Below are 26144 nucleotides of genomic sequence, written 5' to 3' on the forward strand. Positions count from 1 at the left end.
CGGTGGCTCAGAGGCGGAGGGCGGGGCCGGGTGTCGCGGAATTGTGGATAACTCAGCCGCGGCCGAGGGCGACGTCGACGTCCCGGCGGAAGCGGGCGTAGACCTCCAGGTCCTCCTCGACGGGGACGATCACCTTCTCGCGCGCGACGCGCTCGATGCCCTGGCGCATGTGCTGCTCCATCTTCTCGCCGTGTTTGGCGGACGACAGCGCGACCATGTTGCGGCACGCGGACGCGGTGAGCCAGCCCATTCCGAGGGTGCAGACGACCAGGATGGCGACGTACGGGATCAGGCCCGCCTGGCCGATGAGGCCGTCCGGGTCGTCGCCGCCGAGGTCGAACAGGCCGTAGGCGATGAGGAAGCCGATCCACACGACGCTGAGGGCCGCGACCAGGACCAGGAAGTACTGCCAGGTCTTGACCAGCCACCACCAGCGCGGCACCACGTTGAACGTGGGCAGGGCCTCCTTGAGGGACTCGCCGAGCGCCTCCGGGATCTCGGCGGCGTGGGAGCGGGCCGCGGTGCGGACGGAGCGGCCCCAGTGCGGCGGAAGCTCGGCGGCGACGCCCTCGGAGACGTTCTGGAGCGCGTTGTCCACGTCGCCCTGCTGGGCGCCGATCGGGCCGGTGAAGGCGTTGCGCAGCTCCTCGCGCAGCTCGGTGAGGCGCATCCGGCGCAGCGGGTCCGACCGCAGCCGGCCGATCATGGCGGTGACGGGCCAGCCGATGAAGTCGGCGGCGCGCAGCTCGTAGGCGCTCTCCATGGCCTCGGCGACGGCGGGCGCGCCCGCGGCGTCGGTGAGGGCCTGCAGGAGCTCGGCCTTGCGTCCGTCGTCCACCGTGACGGGCGGCTCGGCGTCGAAGCGGTAGCCGGTGAACCGCTCGGCGGCCCGGTCGACGTCGGCCGACAGCCGCTCGGTGCGGGCGCGGCGGGCGGCGACGGTGTCGACGAGGGTGTCGCGGAAGCCGTGCACGCCGTCCTCGGCCACCGCGGAGGTGGTGACGATCCGCGGGTCGGCGAGCCCCTCGGCCTCCAGCAGGCGGCGCAGGTCGGCGACGCAGTCGTCGATCTCGTGCGGCGCGAGCCGGTCGACCTGGTTGAGGACGATCAGGGTGACGCCGGTGTGCCGGGCGAACGGGACGATGTAGTTGCGGTGCAGGGCCGCGTCGGCGTACTTCTGCGGGTCGACGACCCAGACCAGCAGGTCGGCGATGGTGACGAACCGGTCGACCTCGGCGCGGTGCATCGCCTGGATGGAGTCGTGGTCGGGCAGGTCGATCAGGACGAGGCCCTGCAGGGTGGCGTCGGCGCGCTCCAGGTCGAGGGCGCTGGCGCGGGCGTAGCGGTGGCGCTTGTCGACGTCGAGCCAGTCGAGGAGGGGGCCCGCGCCGTCCAGCCCCCAGACGCACGCGTGGGCCTGCGACGTCATCGGGCGGCGCATCCCGGTCGGCGACAGTTCGAGCCCGCAGATGGCGTTGAACAGCGAGGACTTGCCGCTGCCCGTCCCACCGGCCAGGGTGACGACGGTGTGGTCGCCCGACAGCCGCAGCCGCTGCCCGGCACGCCGCAGCAGTGCGCCGGCGTCGTCCAGGACGGGCTCGTCGAGCCGGCCGAGGCCCGCCTGGACGAGCCGGTCGAGCCCGTCGAGCCGCTCGACCAGCCCGGGCGGGCCGGCGGAACCGGCGGAGGGGCCGGAGGGGCCGGCGGGAGGGCCGGCTTCGGGAGCGCCGGGGAGCGGGGTCTCGCCGGTTCCCGCCGGTGAGTTCGCGGGGATGGCCGAGGTGGTCATCGGGCAACCTCAAGGTTGTAGGTGGCCTGGTACAGCTGGACGGGGACGGTCTCGTCGGGAATGCCGGCGGAGTCGAGCACCTGACCGAACCGGATGGCCTCCTCGTCGAACAGCATCCCGATACGGCTGCGCAGGTCGGCGCGGGCCTTGGCGCCCATGCCGCGCAGGGACTCGGCGCCGAACAGGGCCTTCAGCAGCCGCTGCGGGACGGCGCTGTTGCCGCCCTCCACGGCCACGTCGGACGTCCCGTACCCGAGCAGGCCGATCATCAGGACGAGGGAGACCGCCTCGGTGTCGAACGAGACCAGCTTCGCGACCGAGCGCTTGGTGACGCCGTGGGTGCGGATCAGCTCCTGGACGTGGTCCTGCCAGGCGCTGACGGCCCGGGTGACGCGCCGCGACAGCTCCGGGGAGACGTGCGCGAGGCCGGCGTCGGCGCCGGCGAGCACCTGGGCGCCCGCCGGGTGCTCGCGCCAGCGGGCCATGACCTGCTCCGCGCCGTGCTCGGCGGACGCCATGATCAGCGATTCCAGGCCGCTGCGCAGCGCCGCCTTGAGGGCGCGCACGCGGGCCGGGCTGCGGTGGCGGCGGTTCGCGGCGCGGCCGCGCCGGGACCGCTGGACGTGCAGGGCGCGCAGCAGGTCGCCGGTGCCGGCGAAGTCCTGCCAGCGGGCCAGCACCTCGCCGCGCAGCAGCGAGCCGTTGCGGGTCGCCTCGTCCAGCTCGGCGAGGGCGGTGCCGTACCCGGCCTCGATCTCCCTGGCCAGCTCGGTGCGCCGCTCGACCTGCGCCTCGACCTGCCGGGCGAGCTCGGGGACGCGGGTGCGGAAGCTGTCCAGGACGGCGGCGAGGGTGTCGCTGACGACGATCTCGCGGTCCTCGGCGTCGTCGGCGACGCCGGTCAGCCAGTCGCGGATGTCCTCGACGGTCTCCTCGGGGAGGCGGCTCTCCTCGATCCGGGTCTCGGGGATGGTGAAGCGGCGCGCGTCGCCGACCTCGTGCTCGTCCAGCATCTCGGCGAAGTGCTCGACGATCTCGCCGCCGCCGGCGCCCGCGCCCTGCGGGACGCGCGACAGCACGACGCCGATCGTGGCGCCGTTCTCCTTGGCGCGCTGGAGCATCTGCCAGACCTGGGCGTCGGCGTACCGGGCGGCGGTGGTGACGCACAGCCACAGGTCCGCGGCGGCCATCAGCTTCGTCGCGAACTCGTAGTGGTCCTCGAAGACGGAGTCGAAGTCGGGGCTGTCGAGCAGGGCGAGGCCGGGCGGCAGGACGTCGCTGGCGATGACGACCAGCTGGTCGCCCGCGATGGCGTCGGGCGCGGGCCCGCGGACCCGTCCCATGCCGGGCAGCATCGGCCCCTCCATGAACCACCGCAAATGGTCGGGGTGGCAGACGAGGATCGGGCTGCTGGTGGTGGGGCGCAGCACGCCGGTCGCGCTGACGCGGGCGCCGACGAGCGTGTTGACCAGGGTGGACTTGCCCGCGCCCGTGGAGCCGCCGAGCACCACGAGCATGGGGGCGCCGGCGGCCTGGACGCGCGGCAGGACGTAGTCGACGAGCTGGGCGCGCAGTTCGTCGCGGGCCTCGCGGGCCTGCTCGACGCCGGGGACGTCGAGCAGGAGGTCGAAAGCGCCGAGCTGTTCGCGCAGCGCGGTCAGGGCGCGGACCAGCTCGCCCCGGTTGACCGTCGCCCCGGCCCTGGGGGCGCGCCGCCGTCCGCGCCTGGACTTGGCCTCGGCCTTCCTGTCGCCCTCGGCGCTCCCGGTGTCGGTGTCGGTGTCCGTCGCCTGGTCTTCGGATGCGGCGTCGTCCTCGGCCGCGTCCTTCTTCGAGGTCTTCTTCTCCCGTGCCGTGGCGCGGCCTCCCGTGTCCTTCCCGGACGCGTCCTCGCCGCCCGTGGTCTCGCCGGACGCCGCGGCCTCGTGGGGGGCGGGCTCGCCGGCCCGGCCCGAGCCGGCGCCGGCCTCCTCGTCGTGGACCGTGCTCTGCTCTGCGGGGGGTGTCACGGATCCCGTCCCAAGTCCGCTCGAATCATGTCGATCTCTCGTGCCACGTTGACCACGTCGCCCACGACCACGATCGCCGGGGGCCGGACATCTCCGGCGGCCATCTCGTCGGCCACCGTGCCCAGCGTCGTCGTCAGCGCCCGCTGGCCGGGGAGGGTGCCGTCCTGCACCACGGCCACCGGCGTTCCGGACGACCGACCATAGCGCATGAGGGCCGCCGCGATGAGCCCCATCCGCTCCACCGCCATGAGCAGGACGATCGTGCCGTTCGCGCGGGCCAGCGCCTCCCAGTCGACGGTCGAGTCGGGGTGCCCGGGAGGGACGTGCGCGGAGACGACGTGGAACTCCTGCGCGACGCCCCGGTGGGTGACCGGGATGCCCGCGGCCGACGGCACGGCGACCGCGCTGGTGATGCCGGGGACGACCGTGACGGGGACGCCGTGGCGGGCGCAGTACAGGGCCTCCTCGCCGCCGCGGCCGAACACGAACGGGTCCCCGCCCTTGAGCCGGACGACGAAGCGGCCCTGCCGCGCGTGCTCGACCAGGTACTCGTTGATGCGGTCCTGGGTGACCGTCCGGCCGTAGGGGATCTTGGCGGCGTCGACGACCTCGACGTCGGCGGCCAGTTCGTCCAGCAGCCCGCCGGGGGCGAGCCGGTCGGTGACGACGACGTCGGCCATGGCGAGCAGCTGCCGCCCGCGCACGGTGATCAGGCCCGGGTCGCCCGGCCCGCCGCCGACGAGCGCGACGCCCGCGGGCTTGGTCCGGGAGTGCCGGGACTCCAGGGCGCCGTCGCGCAGGCCCTCCACCACCGCGTCGCGGATGCCGGCGGCGCGCCGCGGGTCGCCGCCGAGCAGCACCCCGACGGTCGCGTCGCCCGCGTGCCCGCTGGCGGGCGTCCAGGCCGGGGACGACTCGGCGTCGTCGGCCCGGACGGACCAGATCCGCGCGGCGTCGGCCTCCGCCACCACGTCGCCGTTGACCTTGGCGTCGTCGGTGACGGCCTGCACCAGCCAGGCGCCGGCGCAGTCGCCGCGCCGGTAGCCCCGACGGTGCCAGGTGATCCGGCCGCGCTCGGCGAGGCCCTCCAGGGTGGCGGTGACCGAGGGGGACACCAGGACCACCTCGGCGCCGGCGTCCAGCAGGGCGGGCACGCGGCGCTGGGCGACCCGTCCCCCGCCGACGACGAGGACGCGTCGCCCGCCGAGTCGCAGGCCTAGCAGGTACGGGGGCACGGTGGATCTCTCGGACGCGGGTGGCGGACAGTCTCTTTGTGGAACAAAGGTACTCGGCTCGGGGAGTCCGTGGAGAGGGGCCTCGCCCGTTCGATAGCCGAGCGTGACTCATTCCGTGATCACGTTGTTACGGCCGCCCGGCGTCCTTCTCGCTCACTCCGGCGGAGTCGAAGGTGGCGACCTCGTGCAGGACTCGCGCCGCGCCCTGGACCAGTGGCAACGCCAGCAGGGCACCGGTTCCCTCGCCGAGCCGCAGCTCAAGGTCGACCAGCGGCCGCAGGCCGAGGTGGTCGACGGCGGCGCCGTGACCGGGCTCGGCCGAGCGGTGCCCGGCGACGCACGCGCCGAGGGCGTCCGGGCACAGCGCGGCGGCGGCGAGGGCGGCGGCGCCGGCGATCACACCGTCCAGGACGACGGGGACGCGCAGCGCGGCCGCACCGAGGACGAACCCGGCGATCGCGGCGTGCTCCAGCCCGCCCACGGCCGCGAGGACCTCCATCGGCGCCCTGCCGTGCCCTTCGAGGAGCCCGTGCCGGTCCAGGGCGGTGCGCACCACCTCGACCTTGTGCGCGTGGGTGGCGTCGTCGATGCCGGTCCCCCGGCCGGTGACCCGCTCGGGCGGCAGGCCGGTGAAGGCGGCGATCAGCGCGGCGGACGCGGTGGTGTTGGCGATCCCCATGTCCCCGGTGAGCAGGCACCGGGCGCCCTGCGCGTGAAGATCACGGGCGACCTCGATGCCCGTCTCGGCGGCGCGCCGCGCCTGGTCGGCGGTCATCGCGGGCCCTGCCGTCATGTCGGCGGTGCCCGGCGCGATCTTGCGGCGGAGCAGGCCGGGGGCCTCCTCCAGCTCGGTGGCGACGCCGATGTCGACCACCGTGACGGCGGCGCCGACCTGGGCGGCGAACGCGTTGACGACGGCGCCGCCGGCCAGGAAGTTGGCCACCATCTGCGCCGTGACCTCCTGCGGCCACGGGGTGACGCCCTGGGCGTGGACACCGTGGTCGGCGGCGAACACGGCGACGGCGGCGGGTTCGGGCAGCGGCGGCGGGCACTGCCCGGCGAGTCCGGCGAGCCGGACCGACACCTCCTCCAGGACGCCGAGCGACCCGGGCGGCTTGGTGAGCCGGGCCTGCAGGTCGCGTGCGTCCCGCATGGCCGCCCCGTCCGGAGGGGCGATGGAGGCGACGGTCTCCTCGATCAGGTTCATGGCGTCCTTTCGGGGGGTCGTCGGGGGGTCAGATGCCCAGCTCGCCGAGCACGTCCAGCAGGCGGTCGTTGGACGGACGGTCGCGCACGGCGATCCGCAGCCAGTCCGGGCCGAGCCCGGGGAAGGTGTCTCCGCGCCTGACGGCGTAACCGCGCTGCCTCAGCAGGGCCCGGATGCCCAGGGCGTCCTGCACGCGGAGGCACAGGAACGACGCGCGGGCCCCGGGTACGACGTACAGGCCCCTTGCCGACAGTTCGGCGGCCAGCCGATCGCGTTCGGCGGCGAGCCCGGCGGCCCATGCCTCGCCTTCGGCGACGGCTTCGGGGGTGGAGCACGCCTCGACGGCGGCGAGCGCGGGCGTGGACACCGCCCACAGCGGCTGCGCCTCCGCCAGCCGTCCGATCATGTGGGGGTCGGCCAGGACGTACCCGGCGCGCAGTCCCGCGAGCCCCCACGTCTTGGTCAGGGAGCGGATGACCACCACTCCCGGGGGCAGCCGGGTGGCGAGGCTCTCCGGCTCGCCCGGGACGCAGTCCATGAACGCCTCGTCGACCACGACCGTCCGTCCGGGCGCGGCCAGCGCGGCGATCGCGTCGGCCGGATGCAGGACCGAGGTCGGGTTGGTCGGATTGCCGATCACGACGAGGTCGGCACCGTCCGGGACGGCCCTCGGGTCGAGGGTGAAGTCCTTCTCCAGGATCAGCCGCTCCACCTCGTGCCCGGCGGCCCGCAGCGCCGCCTCCGGCTCGGTGAACTGGGGGTGCACCACCACGGCCCGGCGCGGGGCGAGCACGCGTGCGAGCAGCACGAACGCCTCCGCGGCCCCGGCGGTGAGCAGCACCTCCCCGGCGGACCTGGCGTGCCGCGCGGCGACCGCCTTGCGGGCCGGGCGGGGGTCGGGGTAGGCGGCGAGGCCGTCGACGGACGCGCGGATCCGCTCGGCGAGCCACTCGGGAGGCGTGCCGGCGCGGACGTTGACGGCGAAGTCGGCGAGGCCGTCGCCGACCTCGGTGTCCCCGTGGTGGCGCAGGTCGACCTCGGCGGGCCCGGTCACGGCCGTTCCGCCTCGTAGTAGAGCAGCGCGTTGACGGCGGCGGCCGCGACCGCCGACCCGCCCTTCTCCGAGACGTTGCTGAGCTGCGGCAGCCCGCTCGCGCGCAGGGCCTCCTTGGCCTCGCAGGCGCCGACGAAGCCCACCGGCATCCCGACCACCAGGGCGGGGCTGACCCGGCGGGCGACGATCTCGAAGATCGCCTCGGGCGCGGAGCCGACCACCCAGACCGCGCCCGGTCCCACCTCCGAGTACGACAGCCGGACGGCCGCGGCCGACCGGGTGATGCCGGCGGCGCGCGCCATCCGGGCGGCGGCCGGGTCGGCGGCGTGGCAGACCGCCTCGCGGGCGCTGATCCCGGCGGCGGCCATGCCCTCGTCGGTGACGATCGGCGCGCCGGCGCGCAGCGCGGACCAGCCCTGGACGAGGGCCTCCTCCGTGGTCACCAGGTCCACCGCGTACTCCAGGTCGGCGGTGGCGTGGATCACCCGCTCCGCCACCGCCCGCCACAGCGGCGGCATCGGGGACAGGTCGACGCGGGACCGGAGGACCTCATACGAGCGCACCTCGATCGGGTGGGGCCGGCGGACGGTCAACTGCGCTCCTCCACAACTCCGGGCAAGGCGGGGATGGTCTCGATGGGGCGGCCCGTCCGGGACGGCCGCCACGCGGGGGTGCGGGCGTCGCGTTCGCCCCAGACGACGATCACGGGCTCCGCGGCCTCCCCCCGCGTGGTCAGCGGGGCGGCCTGGAGCCGGACGGCGTCGGCGGCGAAGCCCTGCCCGCCCAGTTCGTCCAGTATGGCCTGAGCCTCGCCGGGCGCGGCGAGGACGACGATCCGGGACGGGCGGAGCGCCGCGCAGACCCGGACGGCCTCCGGCCCGCCGCGGCCGAGGAAGACGGCGTCGGGCTCGGGAAGGTGCTCGGCGCTGGACCGGACGTCGCCCGACGCCATCGCGACCTTGACGCCGTGCAGGCGGACGTTCTCCCGCACCCGCGCGGACGCGGAGTGGTCGCGGTCGACGGCGACGACGGCCGCGCCGAAGCGGGCGCACTCGATGCCGACCGAGCCGTCGCCGGACTCCACGTCCCACACCATGTCGCCGACCCTGGGGCCGAGCTTGGCCAGGACGAAGGCGCGCACGTCAGGGCGTGGGCCGGGTCCGTCGCCGAAGGCCTCCGCCGGGAGCGCCCATCCGGCGGGGCCGAGCACGGGCCCGGGGACCCAGTTCGCTTCGCCCAGCGCGTGGCGGTTGTCCAGGACGAGCACGACCTCGGGGTCGTTCCATGGGCGAGTGGTCGCCTCCGCCGGCCGGACGTAGACGATCCGCTCTTTAGGCCCGCCCAGGTCTTCACACACCACGAAGGAGCGCGGCGTGACGGGGAACAGCGCGCGCGCCAGCTCGGACGGTCCCGCGCCCGGCTCGGTCAGGACGGCCACCTTCGGATGGGCGCGGCACGCGTTCACGGCCTGCCTCAGGTGCCCGCCCTTGGCGGAGACCACGAGAGCGTCGTCCCAGGGCAATCCTGCCTGGGAGAAGGCACGCGCTACCAGGGTCGTCGCGGGGAAGCTCTCTGGCGCGTGGCCCTTTTCGAGTAGTTCGCGGACGACGCCGAAGTAGCCGGGGTCGCCGTCCACGACGAGGACGACGTCCTCTTCGGTGACGTCGACGCCTTCGAGCGCCTCGGCGAACACCGTGGTGGCGACCGTGCGGACATCCGATGCCATGGGCAGCCCGTCCAGATGGGCTGGGGCGCCTATGACCAGCGTGGCACTTTCCAGAGCCGCCTTCGCCCCCTCGGAGAGGGGCGTCCCGTCGCGGCCGACGACCGTCAGCATCGCTATCGGGCCATCCGCCCGTACATGCCGACCATGCGCTCTCCCGCCGCGTCCAGGAGCACCACCTGGGCGGCGACCGGACTGTCCGCCGCCCCCTCCGCCTCGGCGGCCAGGCGTTCGAGCCCCGCGGCCGTCCTGCGGCACAGCTCGCGCCCGCACGGACCGAGCTTGCCCGCGGCGTCCCACACGTCGTAGACGTCCTGGACGGCCGGGGCCTGCGCCACCCGGCCGGCCAGGGCGGGCCCGCAGTCCATGTCCAGCGTGATCGACTCCAGCAGGCCCGCGGCGCCGCCGAGGAACGCGGCCTGCTCCTGCATGCGGGCGACCATGACGACCTGCGCGAGCCCCGCCTTGGCCGCCTCCCGCAGCCGCTCCGCCGCGACCGGGACGAAGCACGCGTCCGGCAGGTTCGGCAGCATCCGGCGCGCGGCCTCCCGCGCGCCGTCTCCGTACATCACGAGCGTCTTCTCCGCAGCGGTCACCTGTGCCGTCCCTCCTGGTCGTCGGCGACGAGCTTCCCGGAGGCGCCGTCGGCACGGCGCCATGGCACGCCGACGAGAGCCGGATCGGTCGCGACCGTACGGCGCCGGCCGCCCACAGAATAGGCTGTCGCGGTGAGCTACCAGCGCCTGTCCCCGGACGAGCGGCGCGCCCAGATCCTGGACGTCGCGCGGCGGATGTTCACCGAACTGCCCTACGCCGAGGTGTCCACCGCCGCGATCGCGCGGGAGACCGGCGTGCAGCGCGGCCTGATCCACTACTACTTCGGGACGAAGCGGGAGCTGTTCCTCAAGGTCGTCCAGGGGCTGACGGCCTCGGCCGCGATGCAGGCCCCGCCGCCGGACGAGCGGCTGGCGCTGCCCGAGGCGGTCGAGCTGCTCGTCAACCTGTTCCTCGACACCGCCGAGCGCAACGCGACCACGTGGTTCGCCGCGCTCGACGCCGAGGGGTTCGGACAGGACCCCGAACTCCTGCGCATCGTCAACCGCTTCCGGGACGAGACGGTCGAGCACATGCTGGCCGTGCTGCGCGTGGCCGAGCCGACCGAGACGCTGCGGGCCGTGCTGCGCGTCTACTCCGGGCTCGCGGACGCGGCGACGCGCCAGTGGCTCCAGGAGAAGACGCTCGACCGCGACCAGGTGCGCACGCTGCTCACCCGGTCGCTGCTCACGCTGGTCAGCGACATCGGCCCCGCCCTGGAGCGGGCCCCGGAGGACCGGCCGCGGGCCGGCGCGGGCTAGCCGGGGCGCGTCTGGATGGTTCCGGGGACGGCGAACCAGACGGCCTTGCCGCGGACGGGCGGCCCGAGGCGCGAGAGGGTCCGCCGCAGGCCCCAGCGTCCGTTGGACAGCTCGTGGACGATGCTGAGCCCGCGCCCGCAGTCGCCGGACGTCCAGGAGTACCCCGGCAGGCCGACGTCGGCATGGGTGTCGAAGACGGCGCACCGCACTTCGCCCGCCGTCCCGTCCCCCATGTAGAGCCACAGCTCGTGCGGGCCGTGCTCGCCGGCGTGCTGGTGGGCGTTGGTGGCCAGTTCGCTCACCATGAGCCGGGCGTCGGCCGTCCCGTCCGGCGGTACGCCGAGGGAGGCGAGGGCGTCGCACAGGACGCGGCGGGCGTACCCCGCCCCTCCGGGGCCGCCCGGCAGGGCCCACACCCACCCGGGCACACCGTCGCCCCGGGCTGGGTCACCGCCCGCCATAGCGTCGGCCATGCTCTCCGCCGTCAGGTGGGCTGGCGTGGTCTTCACGGTTCCTCCCGCGTAACTGGTGCGAGTGTGAAGGGCGGGCGGTGCGACCGGTCGTCACTGTCAGTTGACGACCGATCACGCATCCAAGCGTCTCCTGAGATTCTCACAATCGCAACACCCTTCATGGAATTGCTCTGACCTTCCTGCCGGGTTCGTCAATCGCGTTGTGACAGGCGCCGGGAGTGATAAAGACTCCAGTCCCATGACCTACCGCCCCACCGTCCGTGGCCGCCGTCTCGCCAGGGAGCTCCGCAAGCTGCGCGAGGAGCAGGGCCTGACGCTGCAGGAAGTGGCGGACCGGCTCGACTGGTCGAGAGCCACCGTCTCCCGCCTGGAAACCAGTCAGACCCGCCCGAAACCCGGCGACATCGCCGACATCCTCGACCTGTACGGCGTGCCGAGCCCGGACCGCGACGCGCTCATCACCCTGGCCCGGCAGGCCGGTCAGCGCGGCTGGTGGACCGCCTACCAGGACGTCTTCGCGGGCAGCTACGTCGCACTGGAGGACGAGGCCTCGCACATCCGCACCTGGGATCCGCAGCTCGTGCACGGGCTGCTGCAGACCGAGGACTACTCCCGCGCGGTGATCACGGCGGGCCGGCTGCTGCCCTCGGAGGAGGAGATCGAGCGCCGCATCGCCGCCCGCAAGATCCGCCAGGCGCTGCTGGACCGCGCCGACGCGCCGCGCTTCCAGGTGATCTTCGACGAGGCGGTGCTGCACCGCCCGATCGGCGGCGAGAAGGTGATGCGGGCCCAGCTGAGCGCCCTCGCCACCGTCGCGGAGATCCGCCCATCCGTCACGATCCAGGTACTCCCCTACACGGCAGCGGCACATGCGGGCCTAGATGGACGTTTCACCATATTGTCGTATCCGGACCCCGCAGGCCCCGATATCGCCTACGTCGAGGGCACCATGGGCGACGTTTACCTCGAGAGCGCCGAGGAAATAGCAAAACATAGGGACCGCTTCGAACGGATCATGAAGCGGGCCCTGTCCCCCGAGGAGTCCGCGCACCTCATAGCCGAGGCAGCAAGGAGCAGCCTGTGACCCACCTCCAGCGCGAACTCAACCTGGCCGTCTGGCGCAAGTCGTCCCGCAGCGGAAGCGGAGACCAGTGCGTCGAGATGGCCGCCCTGTCCAGCGATCTGCGCGCCGTGCGCGACTCCAAGGACCCCTCCGGACCGGCACTGGTACTGACGCCGGCCGCCTGGCGGGATCTGCTGGACGGGATCAGGGAGGGCTAGCGACAGGTCGACGGGGCCGCGGCGAGACCTCGCCGCGGCCCCTCGCCGTACCCGGCGGCGGCCCCGGGGCGCCCCTTCCGAGAAAATAGAACGTGTTCTAGTATCGCCGGTGCGTCGACTACCGGAGGGTGCAACGTGACCGCGGAACTCAAGCTCGGCATCAACGTCGGCTACTGGCAGCGCGACCCCGAGGACCAGACCGAGACGGTCCTGGCCGCCGAGCGCTGCGGCTACGACTCGGTGTTCACAGCCGAGGCGTACGGCTCGGACGCGTTCACCACGCTGGCCTGGTACGGCGCCCGCACGTCCCGGATCAAGCTGGGCACGGCCGTCGTGCAGATGTCGGCGCGGACCCCGGCGGCCACCGCGATGCACGCGCTCACCCTGGACGCCCTGTCGGGCGGGCGCGTGATCCTCGGGCTCGGCGCGTCCGGTCCGCAGGTCGTGGAGGGCTGGTACGGGCAGCCGTTCCCGAAGCCGCTCGCCCGCACCCGCGAGTACCTCGACATCGTCCGGCAGGTGTGGCGCCGCGAGGACCCGGTGACCAGCGAGGGCCCGCACTACCCGCTGCCCTACCCCGGCGGGTCGGGCCTCGGCAAGCCGCTGAAGTCGATCGCCCACCCCCTGCGCCCGGAGATCCCCGTCTACCTGGGCGCGGAGGGCCCGAAGAACGTCGCGCTGTCCGCCGGGGTCGCGCAGGGCTGGCTGCCGCTGTTCGTCGACCCCGAGCAGATCGAGCCCGTCTTCGGCGGGTCGCTGGCCGGACGCCCGGAGGGCTTCGAGATCGCCGCGACCGTCACCACGATCGTCACCGACGACCTGGCGGCCGCGCTGGAGTTCGCCAAGATCCCGCTCGCCTTCTACATCGGCGGGATGGGCGCCAAGGACCGCAACTTCCACCTCGACCTGATCGGCCGGCTCGGCTACGCGGAGGAGGCGGGACGCGTCCAGGAGCTGTTCCTGAGCGGCCGCCGGGACGAGGCGATCAAGGCCGTGCCGGACGGGCTGGCCGACGCGATCTCGCTCCTGGGCCCGCTCGGGCGGATCAAGGAGAGGCTGCGGCTGTGGCGGGACAGCCCGGTCACGACCCTGCTGATCGCCGGGGTGAAGGACGAGCCGACGCTGCGCGCCATCAAGGAGATGGTCGACTCCTGAGAGACCGAGCACACATCTTCGCGCGGAATGGAGGTAGGGACCCGGGTGCTGCACGGAGAGCACCCAGGACAGACGCAGACTGGAGATGGGACACACGATGTCCACGCAGGACGCCGCCCGGCTTCTCGTCAGGACCCTTGAGGCGGAGGGCGTCGAGTACGTCTTCGGCATCCCGGGCGAGGAGAACATCCATTTCGTCGACGCGCTGAACGACTCGCCGATCCGCTACATCCTCGTCCGGCACGAGCAGGGCGCCGCGTTCATGGCGGAGATCTACGGCCGCCTCACCGGCAAGGCGGGCGTGGCCTCCGCGACGCTCGGCCCCGGCGCGATCAATCTCCAGCTCGGCGTCGCCGACGCCACCACCAACAGCACGCCCGTCGTCGCGATCTCCGCCCAGGTCGGCCTGGACCGGATCTACAAGGAGTCGCACCAGATCGTCGACCTGGTGTCCCTGTTCCGCCCGATCACCAAGTGGTCGGAGCTGGCACCGCGGGCGGAGGCGCTGCCCGAGATGGTGCGCAAGGCGTTCAAGACGGCCCAGACCGAACGTCCCGGCGCCGTCTACCTGGCGATCCCGGAGGACGTCGAGTCGGCCGAGGTCTCCGAAGACCTCGCGCCCCTGCCGGTGAACGTCGTGCGCGCGCAGGAGCCCTCGGCGTCCCAGATCGCCCGCGCCGCCGACGTGATCGCCCTCGCGCGGCGGCCGGTCGTCCTGGCCGGCCACGGCGCCACCCGGGCCCGCGCGAGCGACGCCCTGGTGCACTTCTCCGAGCGCCTCGGCCTGCCGGTCGCCACCACGTTCAACGGCAAGGGCGTCTTCCCCGACGACCACCGCAACGCCCTCGGCGCGGTCGGCTTCATGCGCCACGACTACGTCAACTTCGGATTCGACGAGGCGGACGTGCTGGTCGCCGTCGGCTACGAGCTCCAGGAGTTCGACCCCGTCAAGATCAACCCGAACGCGGACAAGAAGATCATCCACATCCACCAGTCGCCCGCCGAGGTCGACGACCACTACCCGGTCGAGGTCGGCATCCAGGGCGACGTGTCCCGGTCGCTGCGCGCCCTCGCCGACTCGGTCCACCGCCGCTTCGACGTGAACGGGACCGACCGTCCTCCAGCCCCCGCCCACCACCGTCCAACGGACGAGCTCCGCTCGACGGGCCAGAAGATCCGCCAGATGCTCCGGGAGGAGCTGGCCGAGGGCGCGACCGAGGACGGCCACCCGCTCTCCCCCCGCCGCATCATCGCCGACGTCCGCGCCGCGATGGGCCGCAGCGACATCGTCCTGGCCGACACCGGCGCGGTGAAGATGTGGATGGCGCGCATGTACCCGACCTACGAGCCGAACACGCTGCTGGTCTCCAACGGCCTGTCGTCGATGGGCTTCTCCGTCCCCGGCGCGATCGCCGCCAAGCTCGCGCACCCCGGGCGCAGGGTCCTGGCGGCGACGGGGGACGGCGCGTTCCTGATGAACTCCCAGGAGCTGGAGACGGCCGTCCGCGAGAACATTCCGATCACCGTGCTGATCTGGGACGACTCCGCCTACGGGCTGATCGAGTGGAAGATGGACCTCGACCTCGGGCGCAGCTCGAACATCAGGTTCGGCAACCCCGACTTCGTCCGGTACGCCGAGAGCTTCGGCGCCCGCGGCTACCGCGTCGAGTCGGCCGCCGAGCTGCTGCCCACCCTCCGCAAGGCCCTCGCCGACGACGCGGTCTCCGTCATCACCGTCCCGGTCGACTACTCCCACAACCTGCAGCTGACCGACAAGCTCGGCGATCTCACCGGCCCCTTCTGACGCCCCGGCGCGCCGGTCACACGCGGCAGATGATCTCGCCGTGGGTGACGGAGTACCAGCCGTCCTCGGCGGCGGCCCACGCCTTCCAGCCCTCGTAGACGCGCTGGAGTTCGGCACGGGTGGCATGGCCGCCGGCGACGGCGTGGTCGGCCACCGACGACCTGATCAGGCGGCCGCCCCAGGACTCGCTCCACCACTCGCGCTCCTGCGGGGTGGCGTAGCACCAGGCCGAGGCGGAGGCGGTGACGTCGGTGAACCCGGCGGCGCGCGCCCAGGAGACGAGGCGGCGGCCGGCCTCGGGCTCGCCGCCGTTGCCGCGCGCGACCTTGTAGTAGATCGGCAGCCAGGCGTCCATGCCGGGCGGGTCCGGGTACCAGACCATGGTGCCGAAGTCGGCCTCGCGCGCGGCGACGATCCCTCCGGGCCGGGCCACGCGGCGCATCTCCCGCAGTGCCTGGACGGGGTCGCCGACGTGCTGCAGGACCTGGTGGGCATGGACGACGTCGAACGTGCCGTCGGGATGGTCCAGGGCGTGGACGTCGGCGACCGCGAACTCGACGTTGTCCAGCGGGGCGGTGTTCCTGCGGGCCTCGTCCAGGACCGTCTCGGCCGAGTCGGCGGCGACGACGCGGCCCGGCGCCACGCGTTCGGCGATCCCGGCGGTGATGGTGCCCGGTCCGCAGCCGACGTCCAGCACCGACAGGCCGGGCCGCAGGTGCTCGACCAGGTGGGGGGCGGAGTTCTCGACCGTGCGCCACTGGTGCGCGCTCAGAACGCTCTCGTGGTGGCCGTGGGTGTAGGTCGCCTTCGCGGTCATCGGGATCACCTCTCTTGTCCGGTGCCTCCCACCGTACGATCACTTCTCAGATTTTGAGAAATGTGTATCAATATATGAGACAGCCGGACAAGAGGAAAGGGATCGAGGCACCGGCCTCGATCCCTTTCGGGTGATGCGTGTCAGGCCGCCACGGCGACGCGGCGGGCGGGCAGCGGCTGCGGACGCACGGGCAGGGCCTCGACCGCCGCGAGCGGGGGCGCGGTCTCGGCGTAGGCGTTCAGCGTCGCATGGGAGAGCTCGGTGAGCCACGGCTGCACGACGGTCCGCTCGGCGGGCCCGTCCAGCCGCGGGTGGGTGAGATGGAACGTGCCGGTCGCTGCGCTCACTGCCAACGCCCCTTCCTTCGCCCGGTGGGGCCGCGCCTGTGCGAGCGCCACCGTCTGTCACATACCCCTAGGTACGTCGTTGAAAGCGATCTGGTTCGACACGTGTTCCCGATGTCTCCCAAATCACAAGGTCAACGCTACGCGGAGGGTCTGACATTCTCGAACCCTTATTCGAGCTAGTCGGGGCGCGGGGCCGGGTCGGCCGTCACGGAGCGCAACAGCGGGCGGCTCAGCGCGCTCGCGCCGAGGACGCCGCCGAAGCCGAGGACGACGAACCCGGCGAGCCCCGCCAGGCCGGAGAGCCCGAACCCCTGGGCGAACGGCAGCCCGAAGAGCAGGCCCGTCAGCAGCGAGCCGCCGCCCATGACCGCGAGCGGGATCAGCGTCTCCTGGCGGCGTGCCCGGTCCAGGACGGACAGGGGCGTGCCGGCCAGGCGCAGCATCGCGTACGTCTGCCTGCGGTCCAGGACGGCGGACGTCCCGGTGATGCCCGCGCTCGTGATGCCCACCAGGAACGAGACGGCGAGGACGATCAGCGCGCCGGTGCGCAGATCGGCCACCAGGAAGTCGCCGGTCACCTCGTCGTCGGCCGGGGTCGTGGCGGCCTTGCCCGGGACGAGTCCGGTCAGCGCGGTGCGCGCCCGGTCGACGGCGGCGGACCCGCCGGGGACGGTGACCGTCACGACGGCGGTCGCGGTGAGACGGGCGTCGGCGGCCGGAGGTCCGTCCCCGGCCTCGATCCTGCGCACCGAGACGCCCGCGTCGAGACCGCCGAGCCTGCCCTTCGCCTGCTCGGCGACGGCGGCGGACCGCTCGTAGGGGACGGCCAGTTTCAGCTCGTCCCGCGGCTCGCCGGCGGAGGGGTGGGCGTTCAGCAGGGCGAGGAACCCGGCGATGAAGCCGGTGAGCGCGACGCCGGCGACCGTCCGCCAGGCCGAGCGCGGGTCGTCCACGAGGCGGCGCCCGGCGAGCAGCCGGGCCGGGCCGCGCGCCGTGCCGACCGTCAGGTGGCCGATGATCGCCACCACCCACGGGCCCGCGAAGTTGATCGCGAGGAAGGCCAGCACGAGGAAGACCATCAGAACGATCATGCCCGCGCGGCCCATGTCGATCAGGCCGCCGCCCACCGCGCCGAAGGCGATCACGACGGCGAGCAGCGCGGCGATCCGGACGGCCCGCATGCCGGGCGGGGTCTCGCGGCGCGCGACGCCGAGGGGGCTGACGACCACGCGGCGCAGGCCGACGACGGCGCTGACGCCGACGAGCACCGGCACCGCCGCGAGCAGGCCCGCGAGGGCGGGCGGGCCCGGCCACAGGTCGCCGGCGAACCAGCCGCCGCCCGCGATCGTGATCCGGGTGAGCAGCGGGGTCGCCGCCGCGTACAGCACGAGCCCGGCCGCGGCGCCCGCGACGGCCGTCAGCACGGCCTCGGTCGCCGTGATCGCGACGACCTGGCCGGGGGTGGCGCCGACCAGCCGCAGCGCCGCGAGCCGGCCGTCGCGGCGGGCCACGGTGAGCCGGGCGGCGGCGCCGCCGAACACCAGCAGCGGCACGACCATCAGCACCGACGCCAGGCCCGCGAGCAGCAGGTAGACGCCCGCCGACCAGGACGCGCCGGTCGTGAACCGGTCGATGCGCGACGGGCCTCCGGTCGTCCCGAGATGCTCGACGGCGCCCCGGCCGGCGGTCATGGCAGGGTCGTCCGGGCTGCGCCCGACCACCGCGACGAGCTCTCCGGGGTGGACGAGCGCGCCTCGTCCGAGGGTCCCCGCCGGGGGCGGGAACCGCTCGGCGAGCCGCTCGGCGGGCAGGTCCCGCATCAGGCGGGCCAGGGCGGGCGACGTCCACGCCTCACCGGGCTTCGGGAAGCGGGTCATCCCGGGCGGGACGGGAGCGTCGCCCCTCAGCGCGGCCAGGTCGACGACCGTGATCGGCTTGCCCTGGACGTAGTCGGTCGACAGCGCCTCGATCATGGAGGGGTTCGCGGCCGGCTTCCCCGGATGCCGCCAGGCGTCGGCGTGGGCGCGCTGGAGGAACGCGTGGTCGGCGCCCACGGCGAACAGCAGCAGCCCGGTCGAGACGGCCACGGCGGCAAGGGTCAGGAGCGAGCCCAGCACGTTGTTCCTGCCGCCGCCGCGCAGCAGGCGCCAGGAGAGTTCCACCGCCGTGCGCATCAGGCCGTCCTCTCCAAGGGCGACCGGATGCGGCCGTCGCGGACCTCCACGACGCGGTCGCACCAGGCCGCCACCGAGGGGTCGTGGGTGACGACGACCAGGGACGCGCCGTTGTGCTTGGTGGCGTCCACGAGCAGCCGCATGGTGTCGTGGCCGGTCGCCTGGTCGAGCGCGCCCGTCGGCTCGTCGGCGAACACGACGGCCGGAAGGGGCACGAGCGCACGGGCGATCGCGACGCGCTGCGCCTGGCCGCCCGACAGCTCGCCCGGGCGCCGGTGCTCCAGCCCGTCCAGCCCGAGCGGCCGGAACCAGTTCCGCGCCGCCTGCACCGCCTCCCGCCTGGACGTGCCGTTCAGCATCAGCGGCAGCGCGGCGTTCTCCACGGCGGGCAGTTCCGGGAGCAGCTGCCCGAACTGGAACACGAAGCCGAACCGGTTGCGGCGCAGCGCGCTGCGGGGGCGCTCGCCGAGCGTGTCGATCCGCTGGCCGAGCAGGTGCACCTCCCCCGCGTCCGGCCGCATGATCCCGGCCAGGCAGTGCAGCAGCGTCGACTTGCCCGACCCGGACGGACCCATGATCGCGACGGCCTCGGCGCGGCCCACGGCCAGGTCGACGCCGTCGAGGGCGACGGCCGTCCCGAACCGCTTCACCAGCCCGCGGCCGAGCAGGACGGGCTCGCTCACGCCGCCTCCCCCCGCTCTCCCACCGGACGCGGCCCGCTCGCCGGGCGCAGCTCCAGGACGTTGTCGGGCGGACGGGTGCGACGTCGATCGCGGATCGACTCGGCGATCTCCATGGCGGGCATCACGACGCCGCCGTAGACCACGAACGCGCAGAACGCGGCGGCGAGGGGAACGTAGATCAGGTACATGGCCCAAGCGTGCGCGGCGCCGCCGCCCGGCCGCATCGGACGCGGGGCCGGTCCCCGAGGGGCCGGATCGGCCGAATGGCCGATCCGGCAGTCCGCATCGGGTCGTACGCTGCGTGAACGTGAGCGACGTAGGGGCACGGCTGGACCGCATCCATTCGGTGGGCGGCTGCCTGGTGCGCGCGGCGTACGCCGGGTTCGCTTCCCTGTACCTGCTGGGGTGCACGGCCGCCGGGATCCGGGACCATCCCACCCTGTGGATGGTGTTCGTCGCGGCGGTGGCCAACATCGCGGCGGTCTCCGGGCGCGGCTTCCTGGTGTGGGCGGCCGGTGCGGGGGCGCTGTCGGCGCTCAGCACCCTGTACCTCGGCACGGTGGTCCGGCCCGATCTCGGCGCCCCGAGCCTGTTCGCGGAGATCGGCGGCCTGCTGATCATCATCGCGCGGGTGGTGTGGAAGGCCCGCCGCGACCGGCTCGTCCCCATCGCGGTGCTGCTCGCCGCGGCGGTCCTGGCGACCCCGCTGCGCTGGTCGCTGATCGCGGCGGCGCTGTTCACCGCGCCGCTCGGCATCACCGTGGCGATCGCGCTCGGCGTCGGCCTCTACCTGCGGGCGCTGGACGCGCGGCGGGCCAGGTCGCTGGCGTCGGCGCGGCGGGACGAGCGGCTGGAGCTGGCCCGCGACCTGCACGACTTCGTCGCCCACCACGTGACCGGCATCGTCGTCCAGGCGCAGGCGGCGAGGTTCACGGCCCAGTCGGGCGCCGCGCAGACCCAGGAGCAGCTCGACCGGATGCTCGGCGAGATCGAGAAGGCCGGCACCGAGGCGCTCACGTCGATGCGGCGCATGGTCGGGCTGCTGCGCGACGCCCAGCACGTGAACGCCCCGGACGGGGACGCCCTCCCGGACGGCGGCTCCAGCACCCGTCCCGTCGGCGACCTCGCGCAGCTCAGGGGCCTCGTCGAGGGGTTCTCCCACCCGCCCGCCGCGCTCACGGTGGAACCCGGCCTCGGCACGCTGCCGCCGGAGGTCGCGGCGTCGGCGCACCGCGTCGTCCAGGAGGCGCTGACCAACATCCGCAAGCACGCCGCCGACGCCGCGGCCGTGCGCGTCACGCTGGCGCGGGTCGGCGGCGACGTCGAGGTCGCCGTGCGGGACGACGGGCGGGGGCGCGGCGGCAGGCGGCTGCCGTCCGGCGGTTTCGGGCTCACCGGGCTGGGCGAGCGGGTCGGCGCGCTCGGCGGGCGGCTGCACGCGGGCCCGCGCCCCGAGGGGGGATGGGAGGTCGTCGCACGGCTCCCCGTATCGGACGGATGACCGGTGATGCTGACACAATCGGCAAGGTGACCATCCGCGTACTGATCGCCGACGACCAGGAGATGGTCCGGACCGGGTTCCGGATGATCGTCGACTCGCAGCCCGACATGGAGGTGGTCGGGGAGGCCGCCGACGGCGCCGCGGCCGTCGCGCTGGCCCGCCGGCTGCGTCCCGAGGTGTGCCTGTTCGACATCCGGATGCCGCGGATGGACGGCCTGGAGGCGACCCGCGCCCTCGCCGGCCCGGGCGTCCCCGACCCGCCCCGCATCGTGATCGTCACGACGTTCGACATGGACGAGTACGTCTACGGGGCGCTGCACGGCGGCGCGGTCGGGTTCCTGCTGAAGGACAGCGGGCCCGCGCTGCTGGTGGAGGCCGTCCGCGCGGCGGCGAACGGCGGGTCGCTGGTGTCGCCGTCCATCACCGTCCGGCTGCTGGAGCACCTGGCCAAGCCGCCCGCGCGGCCCGTCCAGCCGCGCGAGCCTCTCACCGAGCGGGAGCTGGACGTGGTCAGGCTCGTGGCGCGCGGCCGGACGAACGAGGAGATCGCCGCGGAGCTGTACGTGTCGCTGTCCACGGTCAAGACGCATCTCGGCAGCGTCAACCGCAAGCTGGACACGCGGAACCGGGTCGCGACGGCCGCGTGGGCCTGGGAGTCGGGCCTCATGACCTGACGGGTCTCGGCAGGGAACGCAGACGGGGAACGCGCGAAAGACGGGGGAGGCTCGGCGCTGGCACCGGAGTCGATGAACGGAGTGCCCGTGACCGTCCTGGTCGTGTGGGTGCTGTGCGCCGCGGGCTGGGGCGCCGTCCTGCTGGCCCTGCGGCGCGGCCTGCGCGGACCGGCCAGGGGGCCCGCCCTGTTCGCGCATATCGCGACCCCGGCGGGCACCGTCCTGCTCTTCTCCCTGATCGGCCTCGGGTCGCTGTACGCGACGATCGCGCTGACGGCCGAATGGTGGGCGCTGCTCGCGGTGACCCGTTTCCGTCCCGAGCGGCTGCTGTCCACAGGTGGCCTCGGGCGCCTGGCCGCCTGGGCCGCCGTCACCGCGGCCGCGACGTGGGCGGTCACGCGGCTCATGCTCCACATGTGACGATCCTGTAAGGGCCCGAACTCCCGTTGGGCCGTGTCGGTCAAACGTACGTAGTATCCAAAACAGCCAACAGCAAAGGCCCTGGGGAGGTGGATCATGCCGTGTGCGCTGTGCGGCGACATCATCCCGACCGAGGTCGACCGGTGCCCGGCCTGCGGCGCGTGGGCGCGGCGCCGCGACTTCCGGGCCGTCGGCGTGGCCGTGTTCATGCTGCTCGGCTTCAACGCGTTCGTGGCCCTCGGCTCGGGGATCAGCCTGCTCAGGCTGGCGCGGCCGCTGCACGGCGCGACGCACGACAGCTATGACGCCGCCGCCACCGGCCAGGCCCTCGCCCCCTACGCGGACGTGTTCACGATCGGCGCGATCATGGCCGCGGTCACCGGCCTGCTGTACCTGACCTGGCTGTGGCGGGCGTTCCACCAGTCCCCCGGTCCGCACCGCCACCACCGCGCCTGGGTGCTGCTCGGCTGGTTCCTCCCGATCGTCAACCTGTGGCTGCCGCCCCGGATGGTCTACGAGGTGTGGGTGAACAGCGGCCGGTACCGGACGGCCGAGCGGCAGGCCGCCGGGATCGTCGTCGCGGGCTGGTGGGGCTGCGCCCTGCTCGGCCTCGTCCTCGGCCGCGTGTTCACGCACGGCAGCGTCGAGACCCTCGCCGACGCCCGCCTCGACGTGCACATCGGCGTCGCCGCGGCGGCCTTCCAGGCCCTCGCCGCCGCCCTGTGCATGGCGACCGTCTTCCAGATCACCCGGATCCAGATCACCCGGTGAACCGCCCGGACCGGCGGACGTGGCGGCAGGTCAGGCGGGGGGAGGGCCGGAGCTTCCCTGGCTGGTGTGCCAGAGGGGAGTTCTCGGCGGGCGCCTGACGGCCGGGCCCGCGTGGTCGACGTCGGAGTACGGCGACATCGCGAAGCCCGTGGGCTGGACGATGCGGCGGCCGACCGGTCGGCTCCGGCCGGACGGGCCCGCCATGGCCGCGCGGAGGGCGTCCGGGCCGCCGCGGCGCCACTCCTCGTGCAGGGCGTTCAGGTCCCAGCAGGCGTTCGCGGTGATCGAGACGGCGCGGTCCCCGGCGCGGCGGAGCCGCCCCCGGGCGACGAGCAGCCAGGAGCCGAACACGGTGGCGGCGCACCTGTCCTGCACCGACTCGAAGAACGTGAGGTCGACCGGGCCGGTCGCGTCGTCCAGCGTGGCGAAGATGACGCGCTGCCCCGACCTGACCGCCGGGGTCTGCGTCGCCACCTTGACCCCGGCGACCAGGACCTCGCTCTTGTCCGGACGTCCCGGCAGGTCGGCGGCGCGGACGACGCCGAGCGCGGCGAGCAGCCCGGCGTAGAAGGTCATGACGTGCCGGCTCACGTCCATGCCCAGGATGTCCAGTTCGGCCTCCACCACCTCGGCGGGCGTCATCGGCGGCAGCCCGCCCGCCGGGATCTCCTCCGCCAGGCCGGTCTCCACTCCGGCCAGGACATCGTCGCCGTCCTCGCGGCCGAGGGGGATCTGGCCCTGCGGGACGCGCGCGGGTCGGACGGTGACCCGGTCGAGGGCGCCGACGCGGCACAGCAGGTCGCGGCGCGGGACGCCCTCGTGGAGGGCGTCGAACGCGCCCGCCAGGACGAGCCGTTCGGCGATGGGCCGCGACACCCGGGCGCGGCGCCAGAAGTCGGTCAGCGACCGGTACGGCCGGGCCCCGGCGATCCTGCCGACCTCGGCGTCGGAGATGCCCCTGACCTCGCTCAGCGCGACCCGGATCCCGGCCGGGCCGCCCGCCGGGACGGGTTCGGCGCGCCAGTCCGCGTCCGAGTGGTTGACGTCCAGAGGGAGGATCGGGACGCCGAAGTGCCGCGCGTCGTCAAGGATGACCCGCTTGGGGTACATGCCGGGGTCGTGGGTGAGGACGCCGGCGTAGAAGGCGGCCGTGTGGTGCCGTTTCAGCCAGGCCGACTGGTAGGTGGGCAGCGCGAACGACGCGGCGTGGGCCTTGCAGAAGCCGAACGCGCCGAACGCGGTCAGCATCCGCCACACGCGCTCGACCGTCGCCCCGTCGTAGCCGCGCGCCAGCGCCCGCTCCCGGAACCAGGCGCCGACCACGGCCTGGCCCCGCTCGTGGTTCAGGCTCCGCCGCGCCGCCTCCGCCTTGGACAGGCCGCAGCCGGTCATCACGTCGATGACGCGCAGCACCTGCTCGTGGAAGACGACCACGCCGAGGCTCTCCCGCAGCGCGGGTTCGAGGTCGGGATGCGGGTAGGCGGGCTCCCGGTTCCCGGCGCGGGCCTCCAGGAACGGCGTCACCATGTCGGAGTTGACCGGGCCGGGGCGGAACAGCGAGATGTCGATCACCAGGTCGTCCAGGTCGCGGGGCTGGAGCCGGCCGATCAGCTCCCGCTGGCCGGGCGACTCGATCTGGAAGCAGCCGAGCGTCCGGGACGTGCGCACCAGCGCGTACGTCGCGGGGTCGTCGCGGGGGACGTCCTCCAGCGCGACCGTCTCCCCCGTCACCCGGGCGACCTCCGCCACCGCGTGCGCCATCGCCGACTGCATCCGGACGCCGAGCACGTCGAGCTTGAGCAGCCCCATCGCCTCGACGTCGTCCTTGTCGAACTGGCTCATCGGGAACCCCACGGCGGCCCGCTCGACCGGCGTCCGGTCCCGCAGGCCCGGGTTCGACAGCAGGACGCCGCACGGGTGCATGGCGATGTGGCGGGGCAGCCCGTCCAGGCGCTCGGCGATCCGGAACAGCACCTCCAGGCGTCCCGCCGCCAGGTTGCTCTGCCGCAGCTCGGGCAGGTCGTCCAGGGCCGCGCGGATCTGGTTCGCCCGGATCCGCGGGAACGCCTTGGCGATCGCGTCGATCTCGTGCGGCGGGAGCCCGACGGCGTTGCCGACGTCGCGCAGCGCGCTGCGCGCCCGGTAGGTCTCCATCATCGACACGCACGCCGTGGCGTCCGCGCCGAACCGGTCGAACAGCGCCCGGTAGGCCTCCAGCCGGCGGGCCGACTCCACGTCCAGGTCGATGTCGGGCAGGCCCTCGCGGCTGTCGGCGAGGAACCTCTCCATCACCAGGTCGTGCCGCAGCGGGTCCAGGTCGCCGATGCCGATCAGGTAGTTGACCAGGCTGCCCGCGCCCGAGCCGCGGATCGCGCAGCGGATGCCGCGCGACCTGATCAGCGCGGCGGCGTCGGCGACCGTGAGGAAGTACGGCGCCAGGCCCTTGCGCCCGATCACGCCGAGCTCCTGGTCGAGCCGGGCCGCGGCCTCCCGCGACCCGTCGAGCCCGCGCCGCGCCATCCCCTCAGCGCACCGGGCGGCGAGCCGGGCGTACGGGTCGCCCTCGACGTCCGGCAGGTGGACCTCGTCCATGCCGAGGTCACGGCCGGGATCGAGGACGCAGCGCTCCGACAGCCGCCGGGTGGCCGCGAGCAGCGCGTCCGCCTCGTCCGGGCCGCAGGCCGCCTCCGCGACCCGGCGCATCTCGGGGACCGACTTCAGGTACGCCTGGCCGGTGCGGTCGTCGAGGTGCCGCCGGTCGAGCGGGACGAGGCGGCGCGTCACGTCCAGGACTTGCGCGACCGGGTGGTCGGACGGGTCCAGGTAGCGGACGGCGTTGCCCAGTACGGCGGGCACCCCGGCCTCGCGGGCGAGCGCGAGCATCCGCGCCGCCCGCGGCCCGTCGCCCTTGTCGCGGTGGTCGACGATCTCGATCACCGCCTCGGCGACGGCGCGCCACGCCGCCAGCCGGGCCGCCGCCACGTCCGGGCGCCGGCCGGTGAGGGCCCGCCCGACGTCCGACGCCGGGCCGAGCAGGACGATGAGGCCGTCGGCGTGCGCGCCGACCATCTCCCTGGTCACCAGCGGGCGGCCGCGCTCGCCCGCGGCGTGCGCCGCCGTCACCAGCCGGCACAGCGACCGCCACCCGGTGCGCCCCTCGGCGAGGACCACGACGCGCTCCTCCCCCGTGGAGGCGACCCTGAGGTCGGCTCCGACGACGGCGCCGATCCCCGCGTCCGCGCACGCCCGGACATGCCGGACGGCGCCGTACAGGCCGTCGCGGTCGGTCAGCGCCAGCGTCTCCATGCCGAGGACCGCCGCGCGCTCCGCCAGCGCCGCGGGCGGCGCGACGCCGAACCGGAGCGAATAGGACGAAGCGACATGAATATGCACGTCAGTCCCATACCCGGGATAGCAGCCAGCTGTCGGCGGCCACGTCATAACGCAGCTCGTAGACGCCGATCTCCCGGTCCGGGGTCGCCTCGATCCGCCAGAACTCCCGCTCGCCGGCGGCCTCGCCGCCCGGATGCTGCTCCCGCCACCAGTCGCGGGTCGTGACCCAGTGCTCCAGCACCCGCCGGACGGTGTAGAGCCGGCCACGCCAGACGAACCGGACCGGACGCCCGTCGCTCACCCAGACGTCCACCGGATCGCCGAACACGCGCGTCATCT

Annotated in this window: 25 protein-coding genes; 9 read left to right on the top strand and 16 right to left on the bottom strand. The window is 74.0% G+C overall.

Annotated elements, in window-relative coordinates:
- Positions 1–52: 52 nt before the first annotated feature.
- The 8 genes from BJ999_RS32475 to BJ999_RS32510 all read right to left on the bottom strand — a co-directional run bounded on the left by BJ999_RS32475 (position 53) and on the right by BJ999_RS32510 (position 9613).
- Positions 53–1789: a GTPase family protein gene (locus BJ999_RS32475; protein WP_229810343.1), complete on the bottom strand. Its 1737-nt coding sequence runs from the start codon at positions 1787–1789 to the stop codon at positions 53–55.
- Positions 1786–3798: a GTPase family protein gene (locus BJ999_RS32480; RefSeq protein WP_229810344.1), complete on the bottom strand. Its 2013-nt coding sequence runs from the start codon at positions 3796–3798 to the stop codon at positions 1786–1788. Before BJ999_RS32480 ends, BJ999_RS32475 begins: the two co-directional genes overlap by 4 nt.
- Positions 3795–5033, bottom strand: coding sequence for a uroporphyrinogen-III C-methyltransferase (gene cobA / locus BJ999_RS32485; protein ID WP_179836796.1), 1239 nt, complete (start codon positions 5031–5033; stop codon positions 3795–3797). The genes BJ999_RS32480 and cobA overlap by 4 nt, the downstream gene beginning before the upstream one ends.
- Before the next feature lie 127 nt (positions 5034–5160).
- Entirely contained in the window at positions 5161–6240 is a 1080-nt protein-coding gene (cobT, locus tag BJ999_RS32490) for a nicotinate-nucleotide--dimethylbenzimidazole phosphoribosyltransferase (protein WP_179836797.1), read from the bottom strand.
- 28 nt (positions 6241–6268) lie between these two features.
- Complete coding sequence (gene cobC / locus BJ999_RS32495; protein ID WP_179836798.1) at positions 6269–7294, bottom strand: Rv2231c family histidinol phosphate aminotransferase CobC; 1026 nt, start codon at positions 7292–7294, stop codon at positions 6269–6271.
- A complete protein-coding gene (locus BJ999_RS32500; RefSeq protein WP_179836799.1) occupies positions 7291–7887 on the bottom strand; it encodes a precorrin-8X methylmutase in 597 nt (198 codons plus the stop codon). Before BJ999_RS32500 ends, cobC begins: the two co-directional genes overlap by 4 nt.
- A complete protein-coding gene (gene cbiE, locus BJ999_RS32505; RefSeq protein ID WP_179836800.1) occupies positions 7884–9131 on the bottom strand; it encodes a precorrin-6y C5,15-methyltransferase (decarboxylating) subunit CbiE in 1248 nt (415 codons plus the stop codon). Before cbiE ends, BJ999_RS32500 begins: the two co-directional genes overlap by 4 nt.
- 2 nt (positions 9132–9133) lie before the next feature.
- Complete coding sequence (locus tag BJ999_RS32510) at positions 9134–9613, bottom strand: hypothetical protein (RefSeq protein WP_179836801.1); 480 nt, start codon at positions 9611–9613, stop codon at positions 9134–9136.
- 132 nt (positions 9614–9745) lie between these two features.
- Here BJ999_RS32510 and BJ999_RS32515 point away from each other — a divergent pair, with 132 nt between their 5' ends.
- The gene (locus BJ999_RS32515; RefSeq protein ID WP_179836802.1) at positions 9746–10372 is read left to right on the top strand and encodes a TetR/AcrR family transcriptional regulator; all 627 of its coding nucleotides are present in this window, start codon (positions 9746–9748) and stop codon (positions 10370–10372) included.
- Here the strand turns inward: BJ999_RS32515 and BJ999_RS32520 are convergent.
- Complete coding sequence (locus BJ999_RS32520) at positions 10369–10881, bottom strand: ATP-binding protein (RefSeq protein WP_179836803.1); 513 nt, start codon at positions 10879–10881, stop codon at positions 10369–10371. The genes BJ999_RS32515 and BJ999_RS32520 overlap by 4 nt on opposite strands.
- Positions 10882–11083: 202 nt before the next feature.
- Here BJ999_RS32520 and BJ999_RS32525 point away from each other — a divergent pair, with 202 nt between their 5' ends.
- The 4 genes from BJ999_RS32525 to BJ999_RS32540 all read left to right on the top strand — a co-directional run bounded on the left by BJ999_RS32525 (position 11084) and on the right by BJ999_RS32540 (position 15085).
- Positions 11084–11929 (top strand): helix-turn-helix domain-containing protein, encoded by an 846-nt coding sequence (locus BJ999_RS32525; protein WP_179836804.1) that lies wholly within the window; start codon positions 11084–11086, stop codon positions 11927–11929.
- The gene (locus tag BJ999_RS32530) at positions 11926–12126 is read left to right on the top strand and encodes a DUF397 domain-containing protein (protein ID WP_179836805.1); all 201 of its coding nucleotides are present in this window, start codon (positions 11926–11928) and stop codon (positions 12124–12126) included. The genes BJ999_RS32525 and BJ999_RS32530 overlap by 4 nt, the downstream gene beginning before the upstream one ends.
- Before the next feature lie 135 nt (positions 12127–12261).
- On the top strand, positions 12262–13281 hold the full coding sequence (locus BJ999_RS32535) for an LLM class F420-dependent oxidoreductase (protein WP_179836806.1): 1020 nt from the start codon (positions 12262–12264) through the stop codon (positions 13279–13281).
- A 97-nt stretch (positions 13282–13378) separates the two neighbouring features.
- Positions 13379–15085 (top strand): acetolactate synthase large subunit, encoded by a 1707-nt coding sequence (locus BJ999_RS32540; protein WP_179836807.1) that lies wholly within the window; start codon positions 13379–13381, stop codon positions 15083–15085.
- A 16-nt stretch (positions 15086–15101) separates the two neighbouring features.
- Here the strand turns inward: BJ999_RS32540 and BJ999_RS32545 are convergent, their stop codons facing one another.
- The 5 genes from BJ999_RS32545 to BJ999_RS42555 all read right to left on the bottom strand — a co-directional run bounded on the left by BJ999_RS32545 (position 15102) and on the right by BJ999_RS42555 (position 19294).
- Entirely contained in the window at positions 15102–15902 is an 801-nt protein-coding gene (locus tag BJ999_RS32545) for a methyltransferase domain-containing protein (protein WP_179836808.1), read from the bottom strand.
- Between the two features lie 140 nt (positions 15903–16042).
- Positions 16043–16249, bottom strand: a complete 207-nt coding sequence (locus BJ999_RS32550; RefSeq protein ID WP_179836809.1) for a hypothetical protein — start codon at positions 16247–16249, stop codon at positions 16043–16045.
- Positions 16250–16425: 176 nt separating this feature from the next.
- Positions 16426–18423 carry an FtsX-like permease family protein gene (locus BJ999_RS32555; protein ID WP_179836810.1) on the bottom strand — a complete coding sequence of 666 codons (1998 nt, stop codon included), beginning with the start codon at positions 18421–18423 and terminating at the stop codon, positions 16426–16428.
- Complete coding sequence (locus BJ999_RS32560) at positions 18423–19106, bottom strand: ABC transporter ATP-binding protein (protein WP_179836811.1); 684 nt, start codon at positions 19104–19106, stop codon at positions 18423–18425. The genes BJ999_RS32555 and BJ999_RS32560 overlap by 1 nt, the downstream gene beginning before the upstream one ends.
- Positions 19103–19294 carry a hypothetical protein gene (locus tag BJ999_RS42555; RefSeq protein ID WP_229810345.1) on the bottom strand — a complete coding sequence of 64 codons (192 nt, stop codon included), beginning with the start codon at positions 19292–19294 and terminating at the stop codon, positions 19103–19105. The genes BJ999_RS32560 and BJ999_RS42555 overlap by 4 nt, the downstream gene beginning before the upstream one ends.
- 119 nt (positions 19295–19413) lie before the next feature.
- Here BJ999_RS42555 and BJ999_RS32565 point away from each other — a divergent pair, with 119 nt between their 5' ends.
- The 4 genes from BJ999_RS32565 to BJ999_RS32580 all read left to right on the top strand — a co-directional run bounded on the left by BJ999_RS32565 (position 19414) and on the right by BJ999_RS32580 (position 22472).
- Positions 19414–20607, top strand: a complete 1194-nt coding sequence (locus BJ999_RS32565) for a sensor histidine kinase (RefSeq protein ID WP_229810346.1) — start codon at positions 19414–19416, stop codon at positions 20605–20607.
- A 26-nt stretch (positions 20608–20633) separates the two neighbouring features.
- On the top strand, positions 20634–21281 hold the full coding sequence (locus BJ999_RS32570) for a response regulator (RefSeq protein ID WP_229810347.1): 648 nt from the start codon (positions 20634–20636) through the stop codon (positions 21279–21281).
- Positions 21282–21353: 72 nt separating this feature from the next.
- A complete protein-coding gene (locus BJ999_RS32575; RefSeq protein ID WP_229810348.1) occupies positions 21354–21701 on the top strand; it encodes a hypothetical protein in 348 nt (115 codons plus the stop codon).
- A 96-nt stretch (positions 21702–21797) separates the two neighbouring features.
- Positions 21798–22472, top strand: coding sequence for a DUF4328 domain-containing protein (locus tag BJ999_RS32580; protein ID WP_179836814.1), 675 nt, complete (start codon positions 21798–21800; stop codon positions 22470–22472).
- Between the two features lie 30 nt (positions 22473–22502).
- On the opposite strand, the gene BJ999_RS32585 is transcribed toward BJ999_RS32580, so the two are convergent.
- Both BJ999_RS32585 and BJ999_RS32590 read right to left on the bottom strand, forming a co-directional pair.
- A complete protein-coding gene (locus tag BJ999_RS32585) occupies positions 22503–25865 on the bottom strand; it encodes a DNA polymerase III subunit alpha (RefSeq protein ID WP_229810349.1) in 3363 nt (1120 codons plus the stop codon).
- A gap of 1 nt (position 25866) precedes the next feature.
- A complete protein-coding gene (locus BJ999_RS32590) occupies positions 25867–26142 on the bottom strand; it encodes a DUF6504 family protein (protein ID WP_179836816.1) in 276 nt (91 codons plus the stop codon).
- Positions 26143–26144 lie beyond the last annotated feature (2 nt).

The sequence above is a fragment of the Actinomadura citrea genome (assembly GCF_013409045.1).
In the GTDB taxonomy this organism is placed as follows: Bacteria; Actinomycetota; Actinomycetes; order Streptosporangiales; family Streptosporangiaceae; genus Spirillospora; species Spirillospora citrea.

Bases quoted from the DNA above. Each gene is read 5' to 3' on its own strand.
- BJ999_RS32475 (WP_229810343.1), bottom strand. From the start codon at position 1,789: ATGACCACCTCGGCCATCCCCGCGAACTCACCGGCGGGAACCGGCGAG.
- cobT (WP_179836797.1), bottom strand. From the start codon at position 6,240: ATGAACCTGATCGAGGAGACCGTCGCCTCCATCGCCCCTCCGGACGGG.
- cbiE (WP_179836800.1), bottom strand. From the start codon at position 9,131: ATGCTGACGGTCGTCGGCCGCGACGGGACGCCCCTCTCCGAGGGGGCG.
- BJ999_RS32525 (WP_179836804.1), top strand. From the start codon at position 11,084: ATGACCTACCGCCCCACCGTCCGTGGCCGCCGTCTCGCCAGGGAGCTC.
- BJ999_RS32540 (WP_179836807.1), top strand. From the start codon at position 13,379: ATGTCCACGCAGGACGCCGCCCGGCTTCTCGTCAGGACCCTTGAGGCG.
- BJ999_RS32545 (WP_179836808.1), bottom strand. From the start codon at position 15,902: ATGACCGCGAAGGCGACCTACACCCACGGCCACCACGAGAGCGTTCTG.
- BJ999_RS32555 (WP_179836810.1), bottom strand. From the start codon at position 18,423: ATGCGCACGGCGGTGGAACTCTCCTGGCGCCTGCTGCGCGGCGGCGGC.
- BJ999_RS42555 (WP_229810345.1), bottom strand. From the start codon at position 19,294: ATGTACCTGATCTACGTTCCCCTCGCCGCCGCGTTCTGCGCGTTCGTG.
- BJ999_RS32575 (WP_229810348.1), top strand. From the start codon at position 21,354: ATGAACGGAGTGCCCGTGACCGTCCTGGTCGTGTGGGTGCTGTGCGCC.
- BJ999_RS32580 (WP_179836814.1), top strand. From the start codon at position 21,798: ATGCCGTGTGCGCTGTGCGGCGACATCATCCCGACCGAGGTCGACCGG.
- BJ999_RS32590 (WP_179836816.1), bottom strand. From the start codon at position 26,142: ATGACGCGCGTGTTCGGCGATCCGGTGGACGTCTGGGTGAGCGACGGG.